This window comes from Pseudomonas sp. PICF6 (assembly GCF_009831705.1).
In the GTDB taxonomy this organism is placed as follows: domain Bacteria; phylum Pseudomonadota; class Gammaproteobacteria; order Pseudomonadales; family Pseudomonadaceae; genus Aquipseudomonas; species Aquipseudomonas rhizophila.
On the sequence record NZ_WUUD01000002.1, the window covers coordinates 222168 to 244861 of the forward strand.

General features: G+C 60.3%; 19 protein-coding genes. 9 read left to right on the top strand and 10 right to left on the bottom strand.

The genetic code is table 11. The annotated features are described in order from the left end of the window. From GSM73_RS02025 to GSM73_RS02045, 5 genes are read right to left on the bottom strand one after another with little or no spacing between them, the layout of a single operon-like run. Entirely contained in the window at positions 1–816 is an 816-nt protein-coding gene (locus tag GSM73_RS02025) for a class I SAM-dependent methyltransferase (RefSeq protein ID WP_160891432.1), read from the bottom strand. Further along, entirely contained in the window at positions 810–1964 is a 1155-nt protein-coding gene (locus GSM73_RS02030) for an acyltransferase (protein WP_076383180.1), read from the bottom strand. The genes GSM73_RS02025 and GSM73_RS02030 overlap by 7 nt, the downstream gene beginning before the upstream one ends. Beyond that, positions 1961–2836, bottom strand: coding sequence for a bifunctional 2-polyprenyl-6-hydroxyphenol methylase/3-demethylubiquinol 3-O-methyltransferase UbiG (locus tag GSM73_RS02035; protein WP_160891434.1), 876 nt, complete (start codon positions 2834–2836; stop codon positions 1961–1963). The genes GSM73_RS02030 and GSM73_RS02035 overlap by 4 nt, the downstream gene beginning before the upstream one ends. Continuing rightward, complete coding sequence (locus GSM73_RS02040) at positions 2833–4125, bottom strand: glycosyltransferase (RefSeq protein ID WP_107323165.1); 1293 nt, start codon at positions 4123–4125, stop codon at positions 2833–2835. Before GSM73_RS02040 ends, GSM73_RS02035 begins: the two co-directional genes overlap by 4 nt. Beyond that, positions 4119–5714, bottom strand: a complete 1596-nt coding sequence (locus tag GSM73_RS02045) for a glycosyltransferase (protein WP_160891436.1) — start codon at positions 5712–5714, stop codon at positions 4119–4121. Before GSM73_RS02045 ends, GSM73_RS02040 begins: the two co-directional genes overlap by 7 nt. 425 nt (positions 5715–6139) lie before the next feature. On the opposite strand from GSM73_RS02045, the gene GSM73_RS02050 reads away from it, so the two are divergent. Genes GSM73_RS02050 through GSM73_RS02085 form a run of 8 tightly spaced genes read left to right on the top strand, consistent with a single transcriptional unit; the run spans position 6140 to position 15143 of the window. Continuing rightward, positions 6140–7054 (top strand): GDP-mannose 4,6-dehydratase, encoded by a 915-nt coding sequence (locus GSM73_RS02050; protein WP_076383176.1) that lies wholly within the window; start codon positions 6140–6142, stop codon positions 7052–7054. After that, positions 7051–8019, top strand: coding sequence for a GDP-mannose 4,6-dehydratase (gene gmd, locus GSM73_RS02055; RefSeq protein ID WP_160891438.1), 969 nt, complete (start codon positions 7051–7053; stop codon positions 8017–8019). The genes GSM73_RS02050 and gmd overlap by 4 nt, the downstream gene beginning before the upstream one ends. 3 nt (positions 8020–8022) lie before the next feature. Further along, positions 8023–9465 carry a mannose-1-phosphate guanylyltransferase/mannose-6-phosphate isomerase gene (locus GSM73_RS02060; protein WP_076383175.1) on the top strand — a complete coding sequence of 481 codons (1443 nt, stop codon included), beginning with the start codon at positions 8023–8025 and terminating at the stop codon, positions 9463–9465. Next, a complete protein-coding gene (locus GSM73_RS02065) occupies positions 9465–10262 on the top strand; it encodes an ABC transporter permease (RefSeq protein ID WP_047226663.1) in 798 nt (265 codons plus the stop codon). Before GSM73_RS02060 ends, GSM73_RS02065 begins: the two co-directional genes overlap by 1 nt. After that, positions 10262–11527, top strand: a complete 1266-nt coding sequence (locus GSM73_RS02070) for an ABC transporter ATP-binding protein (protein WP_047226662.1) — start codon at positions 10262–10264, stop codon at positions 11525–11527. Before GSM73_RS02065 ends, GSM73_RS02070 begins: the two co-directional genes overlap by 1 nt. Next, the gene (locus GSM73_RS02075; RefSeq protein ID WP_160891440.1) at positions 11524–12891 is read left to right on the top strand and encodes a glycosyltransferase family 1 protein; all 1368 of its coding nucleotides are present in this window, start codon (positions 11524–11526) and stop codon (positions 12889–12891) included. Before GSM73_RS02070 ends, GSM73_RS02075 begins: the two co-directional genes overlap by 4 nt. Further along, positions 12882–14012: a glycosyltransferase family 1 protein gene (locus GSM73_RS02080; RefSeq protein ID WP_076383173.1), complete on the top strand. Its 1131-nt coding sequence runs from the start codon at positions 12882–12884 to the stop codon at positions 14010–14012. Before GSM73_RS02075 ends, GSM73_RS02080 begins: the two co-directional genes overlap by 10 nt. Then, positions 14013–15143, top strand: coding sequence for a glycosyltransferase family 4 protein (locus GSM73_RS02085; protein ID WP_047226659.1), 1131 nt, complete (start codon positions 14013–14015; stop codon positions 15141–15143). It begins immediately after the preceding gene. 58 nt (positions 15144–15201) lie between these two features. Here the strand turns inward: GSM73_RS02085 and GSM73_RS02090 are convergent, their stop codons facing one another. Next, on the bottom strand, positions 15202–15828 hold the full coding sequence (locus tag GSM73_RS02090; RefSeq protein WP_160891442.1) for a glutathione S-transferase family protein: 627 nt from the start codon (positions 15826–15828) through the stop codon (positions 15202–15204). A 125-nt stretch (positions 15829–15953) separates the two neighbouring features. Then, positions 15954–16856 carry a LysR family transcriptional regulator gene (locus GSM73_RS02095; protein ID WP_047226657.1) on the bottom strand — a complete coding sequence of 301 codons (903 nt, stop codon included), beginning with the start codon at positions 16854–16856 and terminating at the stop codon, positions 15954–15956. Between the two features lie 280 nt (positions 16857–17136). Here GSM73_RS02095 and GSM73_RS02100 point away from each other — a divergent pair, with 280 nt between their 5' ends. Then, entirely contained in the window at positions 17137–19350 is a 2214-nt protein-coding gene (locus tag GSM73_RS02100; protein ID WP_178129654.1) for an LTA synthase family protein, read from the top strand. Positions 19351–19421: 71 nt separating this feature from the next. On the opposite strand, the gene nudK is transcribed toward GSM73_RS02100, so the two are convergent. From nudK to GSM73_RS02115, 3 genes are all read right to left on the bottom strand, one after another. Next, complete coding sequence (nudK, locus tag GSM73_RS02105; protein ID WP_047226655.1) at positions 19422–20015, bottom strand: GDP-mannose pyrophosphatase NudK; 594 nt, start codon at positions 20013–20015, stop codon at positions 19422–19424. Between the two features lie 95 nt (positions 20016–20110). Continuing rightward, complete coding sequence (locus tag GSM73_RS02110; RefSeq protein ID WP_160891506.1) at positions 20111–21538, bottom strand: FAD-binding oxidoreductase; 1428 nt, start codon at positions 21536–21538, stop codon at positions 20111–20113. Between the two features lie 121 nt (positions 21539–21659). Beyond that, the coding region (locus tag GSM73_RS02115) for a tripartite tricarboxylate transporter permease (RefSeq protein WP_256676650.1) at positions 21660–22694 on the bottom strand (1035 nt) is incomplete at its 5' end.

The window sequence follows — 22694 nt, forward strand, 5'->3', positions numbered from 1 at the left end:
TCATTCAGGCTTACGCGCAATAATCACCTGACTCTTGGCCACCACCGCGTCCAGCGCCTGCTTGATCTGCGCGCCGCGTGGCGAATTGAGCACCGCTTGCCAGGTGTCGGCCCAATGGTTGAGCAACGGGTGGTCGGCATTGCTGAAATCGACTTTCGCTTCCCAGAACAACAGCATCCACATCGACCAGTAGAAACCGTACTGGCTGTGGCTCAACACCTCCAGCCCGGCCTCGCTGACCATCGCCTTGAACTGCTCTTCACTGATGATGCGAATGTGGTTGGGCTTCTGGAAATACTCCGGCGCGGCGATGTCTTTTTGCAGATCTTCGGAGCTGGGGTGCGGCACGCTCAACAGGTACAGCGCGCCGGGCCGGCCGACCCGGACCAGCTCGGCGAGAAACTGCGCCGGGTCGTCGACATGCTCAATGACTTCCGTGGACACCACGCGGGTGACCGTACCATCGGCAATGGGCAGCGGGTTGCAGTCGGTCACATGGCATTCGACGTCACGCGCCGGAGTGTCGCTCAAGCGCTGGCGGGTGGCCTCGACCTTGGCCGCGTCGATGTCGGCGATGATAATCTTCGCCCCGCGCATGCCACAAAAATGCACGTTGCCACCGTCGCCGCAGCCAACGTCCAGCAATATGTCCTCAGGCGCAACCGGGAAACCGCTGAACAGCTCTCCGGTTTGCTGATTGAACCAGCCGCTGAGCATCGCATCGTGCAGCCCGAGCATATAGGGATCGACCTTGTCGGCCGCTGGTGTTGCGGGCGCGGGCGTACCCGTGGTGAGTTTCTTCAAAAGGCTCAGCATGAAGGGGCTCCAGAGACGGGAAGGACGGGACGGGCGGCACGCAGGCGTTCAACCAGTTGAGCTCCGCGCTGGCGCATGGGCATTTCAACCATCCGGTAGTTGAGTTCGCTCAACAGCCCGATCAGCGTCAAGGCACAGGCAAGGGCCAGCCAGGGATCACTCGCCATGTCCGGCGACTCCAACGGGGCGAAACGAAACCACAGCTCGCGCAGCAGGAAAAACACCGGGATGTGGATCAGATAAATCCCGTAGGAGCGGCTGCCAACCCAGGTCAACGCGGTTTTCAAAGGGCTGCGGGGCAGGAGATAGTCCCGGTCATAGGAGGCCACCCATACCAGCACGGCACTGAGCAGCGCGATGACCCCAAGACGGTAGAACGACAGATTGAAGTGTTCAGTGGCAATCCACGCCATCACGCCCCCCAAAACGACGATCAGCAACATCCCCGCTCCGGGCCAGCGCAGCCACTTGGGCTCGAACCGCCCGTACCCGTGCCGCAAGCTCCAGATCGACAGCAGCACGCCGAGGGCCAGGGCGTCGGTGCGGATCACCGAGAGCCATACCGCACGCCAGGTGAAAAACTGTACCAGCACCACCGCCAGCAACACCCAGACCAGATACCGGCGCGAGACGAACACCAGCAGCGGCAGAATCAAATAGAACTGCTCTTCCAGCGAGAGCGTCCAGTAAACAAAGCTCGCACCATATTCATACCGCATGAATGCATCAGCAAAACGCAAATTGGCGAATTGCAGAAAACCGGCCAGGGTCGCCTGTACGTTGGCTTGCACACTGCCAAACGCACCGGAACGATTAAAAAACAACGCAGCCAGCAGCATCAGCAGCAACCAGAGCCACGCCGACGGCAGCAGGCGAAACGCCCGGCGAATCCAGAATTCGCGGGCGGTGGCCCAGAACTGCCGAGAATTGTCACAACCGCGCAGTTGCGGGATCAGACTGCGGCCAATGACAAAGCCCGATATCGCGAAGAACAGATCCACGCCCCACCATAGTTGGAAGCTACCGGAAAGAGCCGACAGACGCGGCCATCCGCCGGGAAACGGCATGCCTTGTACGTGATGAAACAACACGCCCATCACCGCAACGGCGCGCAACAACTCGATGTCCATGATTCGCTTGCTGCTCATGCTGAGCTCCGGGTGGCAGGATCAGGTTTGCGGGCAATGATGACCTGGCTCTTGGGCATGAATTGATCGAGGACCTGCTTGATCGCCAGGCCATCGGGTCGTGTCAGCACGCCCTGCCAGAGACTCGCCCAGCTCTCCATCAGCGGCGGGTAAGGCGCCTGGATCCGGTCACGCACCGCCCCCTCGAGGGCTCGTCCGGCCGCGCGTTCACTGGCCCAGAAAAAAATCATGCCCATGACCCAGAAAAAGCCGCTGGCCTGGCGATGCTCAATGACCAGCCCCGCGTCCTCCACCAATGCAGCGAATCGTTCGGCACTGAAAATCTGCACATGGTTGGGAGACTGGAAGTAACCCGGCGGTGCGATGCCCTGCTGTAAATGCTCACCCACCGGGGCCGGCACGCTGAGCAGGTACTGCGCCCCTGGCCGACCCATGCGCACCAGTTCGGCCATGAACGGCTCGGGTTGGTCGACATGCTCGAGCACTTCCATGCACACGATTTTGTCAGCGCAGCCATCGGCCAGCGGCAGCGGCAGGCTATTGCTGACCAGACCCAGAAACGGCGCGCGGGTCTGGGCCTCGACCTGACGGGCCAGGCTGCGCACCTTGTCGTGCTCGCTGTCGGTAAAAATCACTGAAGCGCCTTGGCGTACTGCAAACAAGGTCGCCACGCCCTCCCCGCAACCAACGTCCAACAAGGTGTCCTGGGCGGTGATAGCAAAGCCTTTGAGCAGCTCGCCGCTGTCGTTGAGAAACCAGCCGTCGAGCATTGCATCGTAGAGGCCCACGTCACGGGGCGACACGGCGCCAGTCGATGGCGACACGGCAGGTACGACGGGCGGCCTGAGCCACGCCAGCAACCGCCCGATCATGGCTGCTGCGCGTTCCGGCGACGCTCCAATACCTGTTCAAAAAACACCCGCAGACGCTGCTCGGCGTTGGCCTGGCTGCAGAACGTTTCCAGACTGCGCACGGCATGGGCCGACATGCGGCGATAACGCTCGGGGTCGTTTTTGGCCACGTCGTAGCTGGCGCGATAGGCCGAGCACAGCGAGTCCCAATCGGTGACATAGCGCAGGGTTCGAAACGCTGCACGCGGGTCGTGGGGCCAGGCAGTCAGTTCCTCGGTGCACTCGACGACGAAGGCATTGTCGTGGTCGATGTAATCGGCCATCGCCGTGTTCACGGGTGCAATCGCCGGCCGGCCGCAGGACATGAACTCCATCAGGGGCAAGCATTGGCCTTCGCCGTAAGAGCAGTTGACCACATAGCGAGTGGCCTCCACCAACCGCTCGTAGTCCGCGTCCGCCAGGTAACCGTGGATCAGCACGATGCGGCAACGGTATGACTGGTTCTTGTAGACATGGTGCAGCATGTCGTTGAGAGCGGCGGTGACGTCGTGGTGGGTCAGCTTGAGTACCAGCGTTGCGTCAGGAACGTCGCGGAACGTCGCGCAAAATGCGCTTATCATGTCCTTCCAGTTCTTGCGTCCATCGTAAGGGTTGAAGACCGACGTATACACCACTCCGTCCAGAAGCAGCTCGCAATCCTGGGCCGGCGCATCAAAAACCAGCGCCGTACCGGCCTGGTGCGCTGGCGGGCCGTAGGGCCGCAGGTCGACGGTGCGGCTGTCGATCAACAGCCCGCGCAACTGCAGGCGCATGTGATCGACCGTAGGTCGCTGGGCCAGCACCGCACCGCGCGCGTAAAACCGGTCCCATACCGGAGCGGCAATGGCAACGATGGGGAAGTCCGCCCCCATTACCTCCCGCACGGCGTGGACGGTGAAGCTGGAATGGGTAATCGCCATGCCGGTCGCGCCAAGGACCACTCGCCAGTCGTGCCGCGGCTCACCCTGCCAGCTTTCGGTTGGAATGGTGCTGAACTCCCAGGCGAAGACGGGAATCGTCGGGCAGGCGTAGTGGGCATCTGTGCGATGGGGCGGGGAAAAGGACAGGAAGACACAATCCTCGCCGCGCCCCAGGCAATCGGCATATAGCTGATCGACTTCTTCTTCCGGCCGGGTCACTTCAATGACGTGTCCCAGCCGCTCCAGTACCGGGCGAAACTCCTTGAGCACGAAGTAATAGCTGTATTCGGGTTTGCCGAGGTTCGCCAGAATGTTGCTCTGATTGGTTTCCGAATAAACGATGATCAGCATGATGTGGAGCCCACCTGGGCCAGCAGCGGCGCACTCTCGGCACGGCCTTGCGGGGCCAGGAAATCCACCAGGCGCTGCTGCACCGGGGTAAAACCGCAATAGCGACGCATGCGCTCATTCGCCGCCACCGCCATGGCCTGGTAGGCCTGCGGCTGATGCCGGGCCATGGCGTAGCTCTGTTGGTAAGCAAGTTTCAGCGATCCCCAGTCGGGCCGATGGCGCAGGGTGCGGTACAAAATGCGCGAATCTTCCGGCCAGATGGTGGGTTCATGGCTGGATTTGACGATAAAGGCCACCTCGCTATCGATGTAGTCACGCATCGCCGTGTGGTCCGGCGCGATGGCCGGGCGCGCGCAAGACATGAACTCCATCAGCGGCAGGCACAAGCCTTCGCAGCGCGAAGCATTGACGTAAAAACTCGCCGCACCGTACAACCGGGCGAATTGTTCGTCCTCCAAATAGCCATGCATCACCACTACCCGACAGCTGAACGGCGATAGCTGGGACAGCAGCGTGAGCAACTCGACGTAGTAGGTCGACAGGTCGTTCTGGGTCATTTTCAGCACCAGCGTGGCGTCCTCGACGTCCCGCAGCGCCCAACAAAATGCCGTGATCAAGTGATGCCAGTTCTTGCGACCGTCATCGGGGTTGAACACGCTGACATAGACCACCCCGCTGACTTGGGTTTCCACCACCCGATGGGTATCCGGCAGCACCGCTTGGGGATGTTCCGGTGACGCCGACTCTGGAGTGGACTCGACGACACCTGGCACAGGCCGCGTCGGGCCTCTCATCAGTCGGCTCACCAAAATGCGCACCGGCACTGGCACCAGGTCGCGAACCGCTTCGCGATACCAGCACAACAGATTGTGCTTGATCAGCCACAACGGCCCTTGGGTAGCCTTTGCGGTCAAGGCGCGCAGCACTTCGCGCAGGTAATGCCGGGAGATGAAAGCGCGGCGCCGCCACGTCAGGGCCGCAGGTTCGCTGGACGCCCTCCCCGATGCCCCTTCGGCAAGCGGAGCGATCAAGCCATCTGCCGACAGCCCAAGGGGGCGGCTGTCGATGATGCAGCCCTTGATCTGCAGGAGCGTGCCCGGATTGACCGGTGTGATGGGATATTGCTCACGAACCGCAGCGAAGCGTTCCCACAGCGGCGTGGGCAAGACCAGCACCGGGAAATCCTCGCCCAACGTACGACGGATCGCCTCGGCCGTGTGGCTGGACAGGGTAATCACCCGGCCATGGCGCGCCAGCGTGCGGCTCCAGTCATGGCGCAGGTCGTCATCCCAGTGCTCGGCCGGGATCGAGTCGAACTCCCAGGCCACCACGCAGACCATGGGGCACAACAGATCGACGGGCGTCTTGTGGGGAGGTGAAAACGAGAGAAACAGACAGTCCTGCCCCGCCTGCTGCAACGTTTGATAGAGCGGATCGACCTCGGCGACCGATGACACCACATGCACCCGGCCCAGGCTTTCCAGCACGGGGCGATAAGCCTTGAGCACGAAGTAATAACTGTACTCAGGGCGGCCGAGGCTCTGGCTGATGGAGTGATCGTTTACGTCCGAGTAAAGAATGAAATTCATGGCATCCCATCATGGAGCGGCCATCCCGGCGACTCCACCTCATGACGGTCGACTCACGAACCGGCCCGGCCAGGAGGCCGTTGCTCGTCGATTGTCTGCGTACCCGTCTCGTTCTTGTTTTTAGTGGCCCTTGCCCCGTGGTTCGACTTGAAATCGACATCGCAGGGATCGTGACAAGGGGCATTCTAACCACATCAACCAAGGGTTCGTGAACAGGCGAATGAGAATAAACCGGCTATAAATATGAGAACTGACCGGTCACGATTTACATGGTTGAAATTGCTTCGAAATTGGCACAGATTGGCAACCAAACAACTACAACAAACGCTTCATCTGGGCTGACTTTCAACTGGGTTTCTCCGAACTTACGGAAATATCCTACTCAGATCCGCACCAGACGAAGTTTGCATCGAGAGGGCTGGTGCTTGAAAAAACGTCTGTTCGTAACAGGCCTCGGCGGTTTCGTAGGACGCCACATCAAATCTCGCCTGGATGCCCCCAATTCCAGTTGGCAGGTGATGTCCGTCCCAAGCCGTTATGACCTGACAGACGGTAGATCCCTGGAAGGTCTCTGGCCCGAGATCCCCGATGCCGTGATCCACCTGGCAGGCCAGACATTCGTTCCCGAAGCCTTTCGCGATCCGGCCCGCACCCTGCAAATCAACCTGCTTGGCACCTTGAATCTTCTCCAGGCCCTCAAGGCCCGGGGGTTCACCGGAACATTTCTGTATGTCAGCTCTGGTGATGTGTATGGCCAGGTCAATGAAACCCAGCTCCCCATTACCGAACTGCACGCCCCTGCCCCGCGCAACCCCTATGCCGTCAGCAAGCTGTCAGCCGAACTGCTGAGCCTGCAATGGGGCATGAGCGAAGGCTGGCCGGTACTGGTAGCCCGCCCTTTCAACCACATCGGCACCGGTCAGAAAGACAGCTTCGTCATCGCCAGCGCGGCCCGGCAGATCAGCCGCATCAAGCTGGGCCTGCAATCGGCCCAGTTGCAAGTGGGCGATATCGATGTCACCCGCGACTTTCTTGACGTAGGCGATGTGATTTCAGCCTACCTGGCGTTGCTGGATCACGGCGCGCCGGGGCAGACCTACAACATCTGCTCGGGTCACGAGCAAAGCATTCGCAGCCTGATCGAACAATTGGGCGACATCGCCCAGGTCGATGTGCAATTGATCCAGGACCCTGCGCGTCTTCGCCGCGCAGAACAGCGTCGCGTCTGCGGTAGCCCTGCCAAGCTACGCCAGGCCACGGGATGGACGCCTGAAACAACAACACAACAATCCTTGCGGGCGATCCTGTCCGACTGGGAGATACGGGTACAACAAGAATGAAAAGTGCATTGATCACAGGGATCACCGGCCAGGACGGCGCGTATCTGGCCAAGTTACTGCTCGACAAGCGTTACAAAGTTCATGGCCTGGTGGCCCGACGAAGCAGCGATTCGCGCTGGCGGCTACGCGAGACCGGGATCGAGAACGACATTGTTTACCTGGACGGCGACATGGCCGATGCCTGCTCGGTACAACGCGCCGTGATCAAGTCAGCGCCGGACGAGGTGTATAACCTGGCCGCGCAGAGTTTCGTCGCCGCTTCATGGAACCAGCCGGTGACCACGGGAATCGTCGATGGCCTCGGGGTGACCCACCTGCTCGAAGGCATTCGCCAGTTCAGCCCTCAAACCCGTTTCTACCAGGCGTCCACCAGCGAAATGTTTGGCCTTATCCAGGCCGAGCAGCAGGATGAGCACACCCCGTTCTATCCACGCAGCCCCTATGGCGTGGCGAAACTGTACGGCCACTGGATCACCGTCAATTACCGCGAAAGCTTCGGTCTGCACGCCAGCAGCGGCATTCTTTTCAATCATGAATCGCCCCTGCGCGGCATCGAATTCGTGACGCGCAAAGTCACCGACGCTGCTGCGCGCATCAAGCAAGGCAAACAGCAGGAGTTACGCCTGGGCAATATCGACACCAAGCGCGACTGGGGTTTTGCCGGCGATTATGTCGAAGCCATGTGGCTGATGTTGCAACAGGACAAACCCGACGATTACGTGGTTGCCACAGGCGTGACCACCACTGTGCGCGAGATGTGCAGGATAGCCTTCGAGCATGTGGGCCTGGACTACCGTGACTTCGTGAAGATCGACCCGGCGTTTTTCCGCCCGGCTGAGGTGGACGTGTTGCTCGGCAACCCGGCCAAGGCCCAACGGGTTCTTGGCTGGAAACCCCGGACCGACCTCGACACCCTGATCCGCATGATGATGGATGCGGACATGAAACGCGTCGCCAAGGAGTAGGCCATGCTGATTCCCATGATTCTCTCCGGCGGTGCCGGCACGAGGTTGTGGCCGATGTCCCGCGAGGGCCATCCCAAACCCTTCATGATCCTGCCTGACGGCCAGTCGCTGCTGAGCAAGACCTACCGACGCGCCGCCGGGTTGTTCGACGGCCGCGGCGACATCGTTACCGTGACCAATCGCGAGTATTACTTTCAGAGCCGCGACCACTACCAAAGCGCACATCTGGCACGCCATCGCGGCCATTTCGTACTTGAACCGACAGGCCGCAACACCGCGCCGGCCATCGCTACGGCGACGCTCGCGGTGCAAGCCCTGCACGGTGACGATGCCATCCTGATGGTGATGCCCGCAGACCACCTGATCCAGAACGAGGCGGCCTTCAAGGCTAGCGTGGAGCATGCCACGCAACTGGCCAAAAGCGGTTATCTGGTGACCTTCGGTGTACTGCCCACGACACCGGAAACCGGCTTCGGTTATATAGAACGGGGTAAACCCCTGGATACCCAGGGCGCTGCCAAGGTCGTGCGCTTCGTCGAAAAACCCGACCTGCAAACCGCAACACACTATCTGGAAAGCGGCCGTTTCCTGTGGAACTCGGGCATGTTCTGTTTTTCAGTCAAAACCCTGTTGGCGGAATTGCAGAACCACGCCCCGGCGTTGCTGGAACAGGCTCGCGCCTGCATAGCCGCGAGCACGGCCGTGGAGACATCAGGTTGCGTACAACAGGAACTGTCCGCCGCGCATTTTTCCGAAATGCCGGACATCTCCATCGACTACGCCTTGATGGAGCGCTCCAGTAATGTGGTGGTGGTCCCTGCCGCATTCGACTGGAGCGACATCGGCTCCTGGAGTGCCGTCGCCGATCTGGTGCCCGCCGATGCACAGAACAACCGCGTCAGCGGTGAGGCGTTGTTCATCGACAGCCAGAACAACTATGTCCAGAGTGAGGGACGGTTGGTGGCCGCGCTGGGTGTGGAAAACCTGATCATCATCGACACCGCCGACGCCATCCTCGTCGCCCATTCCGACCGGGCCCAGGATGTGCGCCGCGTCGCGCGCCAGCTCAAGGACAAGGAACACGAAGCCTATCGCCTGCATCGCACGGTCAGCCGTCCATGGGGCAGCTACACCGTGCTGGAACAAGGCCCGCGCTTCAAGATCAAGCGCATCGTGGTCAAGCCAGGCGCGGCGCTGTCCCTGCAAATGCATCATCACCGCAACGAACATTGGGTGGTCGTCGAAGGCATGGCCAAGGTCACCAACAATGGCTCGGAGGCTCATCTGGTGGCCAAGAACGAATCGACGTTCATCCCCGCCGGGCACCGCCATCGGCTCGAGAACCCCGGCGTCATCGATCTGGTGATCATCGAAGTCCAGAGCGGTGAGTACCTGGGAGAAGACGACATCGTGCGCTTCGAGGATCACTACGGCAGGGCCGTCTGATGTTGCTGACCTTGCACCGTGCGCTGTGGAGCTACCGCGGTTTTGTCCTCGGCAGCGTCAAGCGCGAATTCCAGGCGCGTTATCGCAACTCTTTGTTCGGCGCGTTGTGGACCGTGCTCAACCCGCTGTCGATGATCCTCGTCTACACCGTGATTTTTTCCCACATCATGCGCGCCCGCCTGCCGGGGGTGGACGATGGCATGGCCTACAGCGTTTACCTCTGCGCCGGGCTGCTGACCTGGGGGTTCTTCGCCGAGATCACGACCCGCAGTCAGGGCATGTTTCTGGAAAACGCCAATCTGCTGAAGAAGATCAGCTTTCCCAGGATCTGCCTGCCGGTGATTGTGCTGTTCAACGCCGGGATCAACTTCGCGATCATCCTCGGCCTTTTTCTCGGTTTCCTGTTGATCACCGGCCGCTGGCCAGGGATGACGTTGCTGGCGCTGGTGCCATTGCTGGCCCTGCAGGTGATGTTCGCCGCCGGGCTGGGCATGTTGCTGGGGATTCTCAATGTGTTCTTTCGCGATGTCGGGCAACTGTTTGGCATTTGCCTGCAATTCTGGTTCTGGCTGACGCCCATTGTTTACCCGATGACCATCCTTCCGCCGTCGATCCAGCAACTGCTGGCCCTCAACCCCATGACAGCGCTGATGCAGAGTTACCAGAATCTGTTTCTCTACAACCAGTGGCCGGTCTGGAGTTCGCTGACACCGCTGTTGGTCATCGGCCTACTGATGTGCGTCACCGGTTTGCGGATGTTTCGACGCCGCGGCGGTGAAATGGTGGATGAACTCTGATGGGGCATTTACGCGTCAGTGGCCTGGGCAAGGCCTACAAGCAGTATCCGAACCGTTGGAGCCGGTTGTTCGAATGGCTGATTCCCTTTTCCCGCCCGCGTCATCAATTGCACTGGGTCCTGCAGGGCGTCGATTTCGAGATCCAGCCCGGTGAAGCCGTCGGCATCGTCGGGGTCAACGGCGCGGGCAAAAGCACGTTGCTCAAAATGATCACCGGCACCACCCAACCCACCTGCGGCCACATTCAATTGCGTGGCCGCGTCGCGGCGTTGCTGGAGCTGGGCATGGGGTTCCACCCGGACTTCACCGGCCGCCAGAACGCTTTCATGGCCGGGCAGTTGCTGGGCATGCAGGTGGAGGAAATCGAATCGTTGATGCCTGAGATCGAAGGTTTTGCCGAAATCGGCGCGGCCATCGACCAGCCGGTACGCACCTATTCCAGTGGCATGCAAATGCGCCTGGCCTTCAGCGTCGCCACGGCCCGCCGCCCGGATATCCTGATCGTCGATGAAGCCCTGTCGGTGGGTGACGCCTACTTCCAGCATAAAAGCTTTGAGCGCATCCGCAGTTTTCGCAAGGCCGGTACGACGCTGCTGATCGTGTCCCACGACCGCTCGGCGATTCAGTCGATCTGCGACACCGCCATCCTGCTGGAGCACGGGCGCATGGCCATGCGCGGCAAGCCGGAAGAGGTGATGGATTATTACAACGCAATGCTTGCCCAGCGCGAGGGCCAGATCGTCCGCCAGGAAATGCTCGCCAACGGCCAGGTCCGTACCATCTCCGGCACCGGCGAGGCCGGCATTGTTGATGTACAGCTGTTGAACAGTCAGGGCCAGCCGGTGGAAGTGGCCGAAATCGGCCAACCGATGGTGTTGCAGGTGCGGGTCGAAATCCGCCAGGACATCGAGCGGCTGGTGCTGGGTTTCCTGATCAAGGACCGCCTCGGCCAGCCCATGTACGGCATCAACACCCATCGCCAGGATAAAGCCGTGACCGACCTCAAGGCCGGCGAACACGTCACCTTCCGTTTCAGTTTCGACATGCGCCTGGGCAAGGGCAATTACTCTGTCGCGCTGAGCCTGTCCCGACTGGATTCGCACCTGGACCGCAACTTCGAATGGCGCGACTACGGGCTGGTGTTCCACGTCATCAACAATCGCCAGGAAGATTTCGTTGGCTGTTCGTGGCTGCAGGCCCGCACCAGCATCCAGCGCACGGCATTACCAGCGGTTGAGGAACTGACGCAAAAGGAACTGCCATGACTCGCCTGCTGATGGAATGCACCTACGTGTATGAACATCCCAGAGCCAATTCCGGGATTCAGCGAGTAGTGCGCAACGTTATCCGCGAACTGCCGGCCAGAGAGGCAGAGCACGAATGCATCCCCGTTGTGATACTGCGGGGCAAGTTGTACGAAGTGAAGAGCCTCGCCCCGTTGCCCTCCAGGGGGCTGGATCTGGTCAGCCTGCGGGTACAGCTGGAGCAATTCGCCAGCCTGTTCTGGCTCAGGCATCGAACGCTCGAACGGCGACGCCCCTTCAGCCAGTCGCGATGGGCGCGCCACGCGTTGTACTTCGGCTGCCGGCTGTTTGCCCTGGGCTTTCTGAGCATTCCGATCCGGGTGCTCGATCGCTTGCTCAAACGCCAGCACGTCCCGACGCGCTGCGTACCATTGCAGCACCGGCCCGGCGATCAGCTGGTGTTGCTGGACTCTTCCTGGCACGCCGATTTCTTTCCTCTGGCCGAACAGCTCAAGCGCGATGGGGTCGGGATTGTATCGGTGATCTACGACCTGATTCCCCTGACCCATCCGCAGTTCTGCGACGCCGGCCTGGTCAAGGTATTCAATCATTGGTTCGACTGGATTGCCCGCACCGCTGACGGTTACATCGCGATCTCCAGCACCATCCGTGATCAGGTTCGGCTGGAGATGGAGCAGCGCGTTGGCGAACAGCAGGTCAGTGAACGTTGGTTCGACTATTTCCACTTGGGCAGCGAACTGGATTTGGCGGATGCCACCAGCGCCATCGACAGCAAACTGCTGCGAGTATTCACGCAGCCCGAACCGGTGTTCCTGATGGTCAGCACCATCGAACCACGCAAGAACCACGCTTACCTGCTCGATGCGTTCGAACGCGCCTGGGCTGCCGGCTCAAAGGCAAGGTTATGCATCGTCGGAAAAATTGGCTGGAAATGTGAGGACTTGATCGAGCGCATAAAGCGTCACCCGCAACTCAACAGCCGCCTGTTTATGTTCAACAATCTTTCGGACCATAGCCTGGAACACGCTTACCAAAATGCCACTGCGCTGGTGTTCCCCTCCTACGTTGAAGGCTTTGGTCTGCCGCTGGTGGAGGCCATGCAACGCGGCTTGCCGGCGATGGGCAGCGACATTGAGGTATTTCGAGAAATCGGCGGTGAATTCATGGCCTATTTCAATCTCGAAGATCCCCAGAGCCTGGCAGACCTGGTGACCGGTATGGAAAACAGCGGGGTTTTCCCGGCCAGTCGTCCCCTCGATAAATGGCACTGGCTGAGCTGGCGCCAGGCCAGTGCGCAATTGGTGGAGCGAATCGAGCGACACATCGATGAAGTGATCCTCGACAGGGAAACCGCATGCGAATAGCTCTGAACGCCCGGATTCTCCAGGCGCCACGCACCGGCATCGGCCATTACGTGGCGGAACTGGCTACTGCCCTGGCCCAGGAGCCGGATGTACAGCTGTCATTGTTCCACGGCTGGGGCTGGAGCTCGCAGTTGCCGCAAGCGGCCACGCCAGGTTACTCGCGGCTTACACCTTTGCTGCGCCAAGTACCGGGGGCCTATCGGGCGCGGCGCTGGCTGGAACAGAAACGCTTCGATCAGGGCCGTTCCCGCGCCATCGACCTGTATCACGAACCGAGCCTGTGGCCCCTGGCCTTCGAAGGGCCGACGGTGATGACGCTGCATGACCTGACGCACCTGCGCTACCCCGAGACGCAACCACCGGCACGACTGAGGGAAATCGAGCGTCGGCTCAGCCGTGCGGTAGAGCAGTCGCAGCTGATTCTGACGGACTCGCAGTTCATCGCCGATGAAGCCCGAGAACACTTCGGCCTTTGCGCGGAACGCTTGAGAGTCGCCCCGCTGGGGGCTGCTGCACGTTTCCATCCACGCGAACCCGAAGCCATCGATGGGGTTCTCAAAGCCCATGGGCTGGAAGCGGGCCGATATTTTCTGTGTGTCGGCACCCTGGAGCCACGCAAGAACCTGTCGCTGGCCCTGCGCGCCCACGCCAGGCTACCTGAATCCGTCCGTCAGACTTTCCCTTTGTTCATCGTAGGAATGAGCGGATGGCAGCGCGCACAACTCAGCGACGAGTTGAAAAATGCCCTGGCCGGAGGTCATGTTTGTCTCGCGGGCTACTTGCCCGACGAACAGGTTGCCCAGCTATTGGCAGGGGCACGTGCACTGATTTTTCCGTCGCGCTATGAAGGCTTTGGCCTGCCGGTGCTCGAAGCCATGGCCAGCGGCACCCCGGTGATTACCACCCGCTGCTCGGCGATGCCGGAAGTGGCCGGGGCGGCCGGCAATTATTGCGACCCCGACGATCCCCAAGGCATGCGCGAAGCCATGGGCCAGTTGATCGAAGATCGCCTGCATTGGCAGGCGTGTCGTGAAGCCGGGTTGCAACAAGCAGCGCTTTTTTCCTGGCAACGGTGTGCACAGGTGACCGCCCAGGCGTATCGCCAGGTTCTGGGAGGTTGAATGCGAGTCCTGCACTTTTACAAAACCTATCTGCCTGACTCCATGGGCGGCATCGAACAGGTTATTTTCCAGCTGTGCGACAGCAGTGACCGATTGGGCATCGATAACACCGTGCTGACGCTGAGCAACGATCCAGCGCCGGGTCCGATCAGCATCCGACAGCATAAGGTTCATCAGGCCCGGATGGACTTCCAACTGGCCTCCACCGGGTTTTCCTACAGTGTTTTCAAGAAATTCCGCGAGCTGGCTGCCGAAGCAGACGTAATCAACTACCACTTCCCCTGGCCATTCATGGACCTGGTGCATTTTTGCAGCGCCCTGAAAAAACCCTATGTGGTCACCTACCATTCGGACATCGTGCGTCAGCGGCACCTGCTGAAACTGTATCGCCCCCTGATGCGACGCTTCTTGAACGGCGCGGATCGCATCGTCGCGGCATCACCTAACTATGTGCATACCAGCGACGTGCTCAAGGAGTACCGCGATAAGACCCAGATCATTACCTATGGCTTGAACAAAGCCAGTTATCCACAGCGTGACGCTGAACGCATCGCGCAGTGGAAGGCGAAATTGGGCGAGCGCTTCTTTCTGTTCGTGGGGGTGATGCGTTATTACAAGGGCCTGCACATTCTGCTCGACGCCCTCAAAGGCGTGGATTATCCGGTGGTCATCGTCGGTGCAGGCCCGCTGGAGAAAGAACTGCATGCCCAGGCACAGGCGCTGGGCCTGCGCAACCTGCACTTCCTCGGACGCCTGGACGATGAAGACAAGGTGGCATTGCTGGAGCTGAGCTACGCCATCGTGTTCCCTTCACACCTGCGCTCTGAAGCGTTTGGCATCTCCCTGCTCGAAGGCGCGATGTATGGTAAACCGATGATTTCCAGCGAGATCGGCACCGGCACCAGCTACATCAATATCCACAATGAAACCGGCCTGGTGGTGCCCCCCAGCAACCCCGAAGCTTTCCGGGAAGCGATGCGTACCCTGTGGGACAACCCGGCACAGGCCAGGGAAATGGGCATCAGGGCCGAAGAGCGTTACCGGCAGTTGTTCACCTCCGAGGAGATGGGCCGCAAATGGCTGCAACTGTATGAGGCGTTGCTGGAGCAAAAGGCGCTTTCCTACGCGTAACACTCACCGATGAGGCGAGTGGATAAATCCCCTCGCCTCAAGGTGACTCAGTGCATTTTCAGGCGTGCTGTTGCAACCCGGCAACCGTACGCGGCATACCGACGAACCCGGGCAAGGCCTCGATCCGCCCCAGCCATGCACGTACGTGGGGGTAGTCTTCCAGCGACACATTGCCCTCCGGGGCATGGGCGATGTAGCTGTAGCCGGCAACATCGGCAATCGTCGCAACGTCACCTGTCAGATACGCGCTGCTGCTCAAGTGTTGATCCATGACTTTGAGCAGGCTGTGGGAACGGGCGATCACCTCCTCTGCGTTGTAAGGCGCGCCGAATACCGTAATCAATCGCGCCGCGGCCGGCCCCGCATGGAGCGGCCCGGCCGCCACCGACAACCAGCGCTGTACCCGGGCGGCGCCGACCGGATCCGTTGGCAACCAGCGACCCTTGCCATACTTGCTTGCCAGGTACACCAGGATGGCGTTGGAATCGGCCAGCACCATACCGTCATCGTCAATGACCGGCACTTGGCCAAAGGCATTAATGGCCAGGAAATCTGCCTGTTTTTGTTCGCCTTTGGCCAGGTCAACAAAAACCACCTCGACGGGCAACCCGAGCAAGGAAAGCATCAACTGAACGCGATGCGCGTGGCCGGAAAGCGGAAAGTGATAAAGCTTGATGGGATTCATGGTCGACTCCGTTGCAAGTGACGCCATCAGCAGAACGGCGTCGATGGGGTCATCTTCCGCTTCGACTGAAGACTAGAGAATCACCCGAATATGCAATCCATTGTTTCAAACAGCGAAACAATGTCTCAGCCTTTCAAGGCCGGGTGCTCACGCAATGCACGGACGGTAAAGTCAACAAAACTGCGTACTCGCGCCGGCGCTTTGCGTCCACCTTGGTACACCACATGGATCGGCAGGGGCGGCAGTTCGAAGTCAGCCAGAACGATCTCCAGTTCCCCGTTGGCAACGTTGCCCGCCACCTGATAAGACAAGACCCGAGTCAACCCCAACCCCTGACAGGCCGCCGTGATTGCGGCCTGGTTGGCCGTGACCACCAGTCTCGGCGCGGGTCGCACAGAGAGCGGTTGCCCTGCGTCGATGAACGTCCAGTTTCTGATCTGACCGGTGGCCGATGAGGCGACTACCGGCATGTGCTCCAGATCCTGCGGGTGTGCGGGTCGGCCATGGCGAGCGAAGAGATCAGGGGAACCGCAAACCACCCGTCGTACTTCACCCACACGCACGGCGTGCTGACTGCTGTCGGGCAACTCGCCAATGCGTATGGCAATGTCGATGCCCTCCTCGACCATGCTGACGATACGGTCCAGCAATAAGGCATTGATGCCGACCTCGGGGAATTGCTGCAGGTAATCGACCAGCACCGGCGTGACAAACAACTGACCAAACAGCACCGGGGCGGTAATCGTCAATTGCCCGCGGGGCTGGGCGTGACTGCCGACCGCTGAATCCTCGGCTTCCTGCAAATCCGCCAGAATTCGGCGGCAGTCCTCGAGAAAGCGCTGGCCCGCTTCGCTCAGGTATACGTTGCGGGTGGTGCGCACCAGCAAGGGCGTACCGATACGCTGCTCCAACGCCGCCACGGCGCGTGTGACGCTGGCCGCCGACAGGCCCAGGCGTCGCGCAGCCGCCGAGAAACCGGAGTCCTGGGCCACGGCGACAAAAACCTGCATTTCCTGAAACCTGTCCATTCATCCCCCAATGAGAAACCTTGATACAAGTTGGCTGCGCACCTCAAATCAGCGCCGCACCGCCATTGTAGGGGGCTGCGCCAGCGAACCACAGCGCAACGCGATCGGGCATCGGCACATCGACCCGGTCAATTGCGACTATGCTTGGTACCATCGAGCATACTTTCATGACAACTTAATGACTCGAACCATGGCGTAGGTCTTGTGGACACGGGCTTGCTCGCAAGCCCGTGTCCACAAGATGCGTGCCTGACTGGCGTCCATCGGAAGGCCCCTTTTTGTGAATGTTTTTTACCGCGGCTTCACGCACCCCCTTGCCCCTCTCATCGCCCTGGCCGGATGTGTATTAATCATCCCCATGGGCCTGCGCCTCTCGCTGGGATGGTCCGATCCGCTGGGCTATCTGTCTGACCTGGGCATGGGCGGGTTGCTGGTCGTGCTGCTTTACCGTCGTCCCTGGTGGGTGGCATTACCCATTTTGCTGATCTGGAGCATGCTGACGCTGGCCAGCATCGAACTGGTCAGTGCTGTCGGGCGCATGCCCACCCCATCGGACCTGCATTACCTGACCGACCCGCAATTCGTCGAAAACTCCACCAGCGGCGGCTTCGCCCATCCCTGGCTGGCAGGGGTGCAACTGGTCGCGTTGATGGTCTGGCTGATCGTCCAATGGCCCCGCCGGTTGTATATGGCGCCTCGCTTGCCGCGCCACGCCTGGGCGCTGCCGGTAGTGCTTTTGCTGAGCCACAGTGTGGTGCAAACCTGGCGACCCAGTGAGGCAGACCAATGGAACCTGTTCAATCTTCCCCACCAACTCGTCACGGCAGCCGTTGCCGCCGGGCAGGATCGTACCCAGCTATGGCTTGAAGATGATGCAGTGGTTCAAACCCCGCCCATGGAGGGGCTTACCCGGCTCGATCTTGAAGGCCAGAAAATCCTGCCTGCACCGGGCCGGGCCCGCAACGTCCTGATCATCACCCTGGAAGGCGTTCCTGGCGCCTACGTGGGCGTCAACCGTCAGGCCCTGAAAAGCAGCTATCAGGAGGACCTGATGCCGCACCTCAGTGCCTGGGCCAAGCGCGGCATGAATACACCCGACTACGTCCTGCACAACCATCAGACCATTCGTGGCCTGTATTCGATGCTGTGTGGCGACTACGACAAATTCGACGACGGCACGCCCAAAGGCGTCGAGATGTTGAACCTGAGCCGGCGCAACCAGGCCTGCCTGCCGGCCCAGTTGCGCCGCAACGGGTTCTCCACGCACTTCCTGCAAGGTGCGGGCCTGCGGTTCATGGCCAAGGACCGGATCATGCCGCACATCGGCTTCGACACCACCCTGGGCATGGACTGGTTCACCAAACCTGCCTATCTGGAATTCCCTTGGGGCAAGGACGACAAGACATTCTTCGAGGGCGCGCTGGATTACGTCGGGCAACTGCAAAAGGCAAAGAAGCCCTGGATGCTTACGCTGCTGACGGTGGGCACGCACCAGCCCTACTCAGCGCCGGATGACTACCTGCAACGCTACGACACCACCAAGCAGGCGGCCGTCGGTTACCTGGATGACGCACTGGACAGCTTCATGTCGGGGCTGGAACGCCAAGGCGTGCTGAAAGACACCCTGGTGATCATCACCTCGGACGAATCCCACGGCATCGACGATGTACGCCTGGCGTCATCCTGGGGTTTCAACCTGACATTGGCGCCGGAGCCATTGCCCCGGGTCAAGTCGGGGGTCTACGGTCATGTGGACCTGAGCGCCTCGGTCCTCGATTACTTCGGTTTCAAAGTGCCCAAGTCATTGTCCGGTCGCTCGTTGTTCCGGGACTACGCAACGGGCCGGGAAATCATGTCGTTCACCAACGGCAAGCTGCGCTACCACGATGGCAAGAGCACTTTCACCGAATGCGATTTCCTGCAGCGCTGCCGCTATTACACCAGCGAAGGTTTCATCACGCAGCGCGCCACTTACGGCGGGCAATACAGCGGTCAACGGGCCAGGTTGATCAGCGCGCGGGCCACGGCCCTGGACCGCACCCTGCTCCATACACCGCTCAACCAGCATTATCAGTTTGGCAGCGCCGATCAAATCCCGCTTCCGGCCCAGATCACCAACGACTGGACCGACAACCTGATCGGTGCCCAATACCTGGAGATGCCCAAGGGCTCACAGACCCGCGTCAGCCTGACCATCCGCGCCCTGGGTCCGGACAATGCGGCCTATATTTCCCTCAAGGCCAAAGAGTTCGAGCAGGATGTAGCGATCGACCTGCCGACGGAAGTGGCGGTGACGCCCGAACAGCCGCTGGTGATGAACATCCGTTTCGATAACCCGCAACCCCGCAAGGCCTTCTCTTTCCATCTGCTGGGGCACGGGGTGGGCGCCATCGAAATCAGTGACTTCAGTGTCGTGACCGAACTGCCGGAGCAGACAGAACCCTCGGATTACCTGAACCTCGTCCAGGAAGACAGTGACGCCCAGTCCAGTTGAATGAAATCGCGCAGCCAATGACCTACGCTGCGCCTTACATCGTCCTGGGCTGAATTGATCAATGAAGCAGGCTAATCCAGCAACCCATGCAGCTTGGCGTACTGCAACAGCATGATGGTCTTGCCGTCGCAGATATCCCCGGTTTCGATCATGCCCAGCGCCTTGTCGAGAGACATCTCCAACACTTCGATCTCCTCGCCCTCGGCTTCCAGCCCGCCGCCCTCATGCTGTTTATCTTCGTCGAAGTATTCGCCGACAAAAAAATGCAAGCGTTCTGTCACCGACCCTGGGCTCATGAATGCCTCGAACACCTTGCGTACATCCTGGACGATATAGCCGGTTTCCTCTTGGGTTTCCTTGCGGATGCAGGTGTGCGGGTCGTCGTTATCCAGCAGGCCGGCACAGGTTTCGATCAACAGACCATCGTGGTCATTGACGAAGGCCGGGAAGCGGAACTGCCGGGTCAGCACCACGGTTTGCTTGGCCTTGCTGTACAACAGGATGGTCGCGCCGTTGCCCCGATCGTAGGTCTCGCGGGCCAGTTCGCGCCACTGGCCATCGCGGCCGAGGTAGTCGTAGGTAGTTTTGCGCAGCACGTACCAGTTGTCCGAGAGCACTTCGACTTTCTTGATGCGCACGCGATCTTTGGTGCTTATCTGAGTCATTCAGCCGTTCCATGTCCAGTGTCTGAAAGCGGCAGAGTGGCCCTAAAGGCCGACGGCCTGCCATGATTGAGGCAGGCTAGCAGAGGCAGGATCGATCACTCCAGCCCGGTGGCAAACACCTTTCCGGGGTTCATCAACCCGGTCGGATCCAGCGTGTGCTTGATGGCACGCATCAACTCGATCTCCAGCGGATCCTTGAAATGGGCCGCCGCGTCCGGCTTGGCTTGCCCCAGACCATGTTCGGCACTGATGCTGCCATTGAAAGCGCTCGTCATCTGGTAGATGACCTGCATGATCGCTTGTTCCTGGGCCTTGAACGGGGCATCGGCATGGCCCAGCGGCTTGCTGATGTTGTAGTGCAGGTTGCCATCCCCCATGTGACCGTAAGAAACAATGCGTACGCCGGGAAACGCCTGTTGCAAGGCGCTATCGGTACGCTCGATGAACGCCGGAATCTGGCTGACGGGCACGCTGATGTCATGCTTGAGGCTCGGACCTTCATGATTCTGCGCCTCGGAAATACCTTCGCGCAGAGCCCACAATGCCGCAGCCTGAGTCTGGTTGCTGGCGATCACGGCATCGATCACCCACCCGGTCTCAAATGCATGGCCCAGGCCGCTTTCAAGCAACAGGTCCAAAGGTGCGTCGGGCACCGTGTCGCGCAATTCGATCAGGGCGTACCACGGGTGCGGCCCTTGCAAGGGGTCACTGCAACCAGCCACATGATCCAGGACGAACTCCAGGCTCTGGCGCGACATCATCTCAAAGCCCGTCAGACGGTCGGCGCAGAGGCTGCGAATATGCCCGATCAAGTCCACCGCGGCCTGCGGCGTGGGCAGTGCGACCCAAGCGGTGGCCGTGCTATGGGTGGCCGGAAACAACTTGAGCACCGCCGCCGTGATAATCCCAAGCGTACCTTCCGAGCCAATGAATAGATGCTTGAGGTCGTAGCCGGTGTTGTCTTTGCGCAAACCTCGCAAGCCGTGCCAGACACGTCCATCCGGCAATACCACCTCAAGTCCCAGGGTCAGCTCGCGCATGTTGCCGTAACGCAGCACGGCCGTGCCGCCGGCATTGGTGGCCAGATTGCCGCCCACCGTGCAACTGCCTTCGGCCCCCAGTGACAGCGGGAACAAGCGACCGGCCTGGCTAGCGGCTTCTTGCAACTGCTGCAGAATCACCCCGGCCTCGACCGTTATGGTTTCATTGGCCAGGTCGATTTCGCGGATGCGCTTCATCCGGGTCAACGACAGCACCACCTGACGACCAGACGAATCCGGGATCGAGCCGCCGCACAATCCGGTATTGCCGCCCTGCGGCACCAAGGCAACCCCGGCGTCATGGCAAAGCCGCACCACCGCCGCCACTTCTTCGGTTGTGGCCGGGCGCACCACCAGTGCGGCCCGGCCTTGGTAAGCGTTACGCCAGTCAGTCAGGTAGCTGTGCATAAGTTCAGGATCACGCACCAGCCCCGCCGCGCCGACCACTTGCTCGACGCTTTGGATCAACGTCTCCCAGGCCATCGGGTCGAGATCGGCCGAAGAGAGAGAATTGGGGTTTTGCATGACTGTCTCCGGCGTTTGAATTCGGCTGCTGCAGCGCACATCGTGCGTTGCAGCAGTGGAAGCGACCGATTGAGATGAACTAGCTGCGCATCAGCTCAATGGCGGCACTTTTCTTGTGACGGATCACCGTCACCAGGTGCCAGGAGACAGACGCCGCTGCGAGGGCCAGGAAGACCGCCGAGATCGGCGTGGTGAGGAAACCACTGAAGTTGCCATCCGAGAGCATCAGACCGCGCCGCAGGTTGGTTTCCGCCATAGGGCCGAGGATGAAGCCAATGATGAACGGCGCAATCGGCAGTCCACCTTTGACGAAGCCATAGCCCATCAGGCCGAACAGCAGCACCGCCCAGACGTCGAAGATGCGGCTGTTGAGGCCGAACGCACCGACTACGCAGAGCACCAGGATGATCGGCAACAGAATGTGCTTGGGCACCGCCAGCAACTTGATGAAGATGCGCAGTCCGTAGAACTCCAGCACCAACATCAGCAACGAAGCCAGAATCAGCGCGGCAAAGATGGTGTAGACCAGCGATCCCTGACTGATGAACAACAGCGGGCCAGGCTGGATGCCGTGAATCATGAAGCCGCCAAGCATCACCGCCGTGGTGGTGTCTCCGGGAATACCCAGGGTCAGAAGCGGGATCATCGCACCGCCAATACCGGCGTTGTTCGCGGTTTCGCTGGCAACCACGCCCTCGATGGAGCCTTTACCGAATTCTTCCGGGTGCTTTGAGCGCTTTTTTGCCGCGATGTAGGAAACAATGTTCGAGGTACCAGCGCCGATGCCCGGCAGGATCCCGATGCCCAGGCCGATGAACGCCGAGCGGGTCGCGTTCGGCAATTGGCTGATGAACTCCTTGATGGAAAAACCAAACCCTTTCACGCCTTTCATGCTGATGTTCTGTGGCTTGGCACGGTGGCTTGAGCGGGCGCTCTCGGCGAATTTCAGCACTTCGGAGACCGCAAACATGCCGATCATGACGGTAAGCATGGCGAAGCCACCGTTAAGACTCGGCAGGTCGAACGTGAAACGCCGAATGGCGTCGACCGGGGCGATCCCGACGGTTGAAAAGGCAAAGCCCAAGGCGCCGGCGAACAGCCCTTTGACCAGCGA

Excerpts from the sequence above, each read along its gene's own strand:
- GSM73_RS02025 (WP_160891432.1), bottom strand. The coding sequence starts at position 816 with ATGCTGAGCCTTTTGAAGAAACTCACCACGGGTACGCCCGCGCCCGCA.
- GSM73_RS02030 (WP_076383180.1), bottom strand. The coding sequence starts at position 1,964 with ATGAGCAGCAAGCGAATCATGGACATCGAGTTGTTGCGCGCCGTTGCG.
- GSM73_RS02035 (WP_160891434.1), bottom strand. The coding sequence starts at position 2,836 with ATGATCGGGCGGTTGCTGGCGTGGCTCAGGCCGCCCGTCGTACCTGCC.
- GSM73_RS02040 (WP_107323165.1), bottom strand. The coding sequence starts at position 4,125 with ATGCTGATCATCGTTTATTCGGAAACCAATCAGAGCAACATTCTGGCG.
- GSM73_RS02045 (WP_160891436.1), bottom strand. The coding sequence starts at position 5,714 with ATGAATTTCATTCTTTACTCGGACGTAAACGATCACTCCATCAGCCAG.
- gmd (WP_160891438.1), top strand. The coding sequence starts at position 7,051 with ATGAAAAGTGCATTGATCACAGGGATCACCGGCCAGGACGGCGCGTAT.
- GSM73_RS02060 (WP_076383175.1), top strand. The coding sequence starts at position 8,023 with ATGCTGATTCCCATGATTCTCTCCGGCGGTGCCGGCACGAGGTTGTGG.
- GSM73_RS02065 (WP_047226663.1), top strand. The coding sequence starts at position 9,465 with ATGTTGCTGACCTTGCACCGTGCGCTGTGGAGCTACCGCGGTTTTGTC.
- GSM73_RS02070 (WP_047226662.1), top strand. The coding sequence starts at position 10,262 with ATGGGGCATTTACGCGTCAGTGGCCTGGGCAAGGCCTACAAGCAGTAT.
- GSM73_RS02075 (WP_160891440.1), top strand. The coding sequence starts at position 11,524 with ATGACTCGCCTGCTGATGGAATGCACCTACGTGTATGAACATCCCAGA.
- GSM73_RS02080 (WP_076383173.1), top strand. The coding sequence starts at position 12,882 with ATGCGAATAGCTCTGAACGCCCGGATTCTCCAGGCGCCACGCACCGGC.
- GSM73_RS02085 (WP_047226659.1), top strand. The coding sequence starts at position 14,013 with ATGCGAGTCCTGCACTTTTACAAAACCTATCTGCCTGACTCCATGGGC.
- GSM73_RS02090 (WP_160891442.1), bottom strand. The coding sequence starts at position 15,828 with ATGAATCCCATCAAGCTTTATCACTTTCCGCTTTCCGGCCACGCGCAT.
- GSM73_RS02095 (WP_047226657.1), bottom strand. The coding sequence starts at position 16,856 with ATGGACAGGTTTCAGGAAATGCAGGTTTTTGTCGCCGTGGCCCAGGAC.
- nudK (WP_047226655.1), bottom strand. The coding sequence starts at position 20,015 with ATGACTCAGATAAGCACCAAAGATCGCGTGCGCATCAAGAAAGTCGAA.
- GSM73_RS02110 (WP_160891506.1), bottom strand. The coding sequence starts at position 21,538 with ATGGCCTGGGAGACGTTGATCCAAAGCGTCGAGCAAGTGGTCGGCGCG.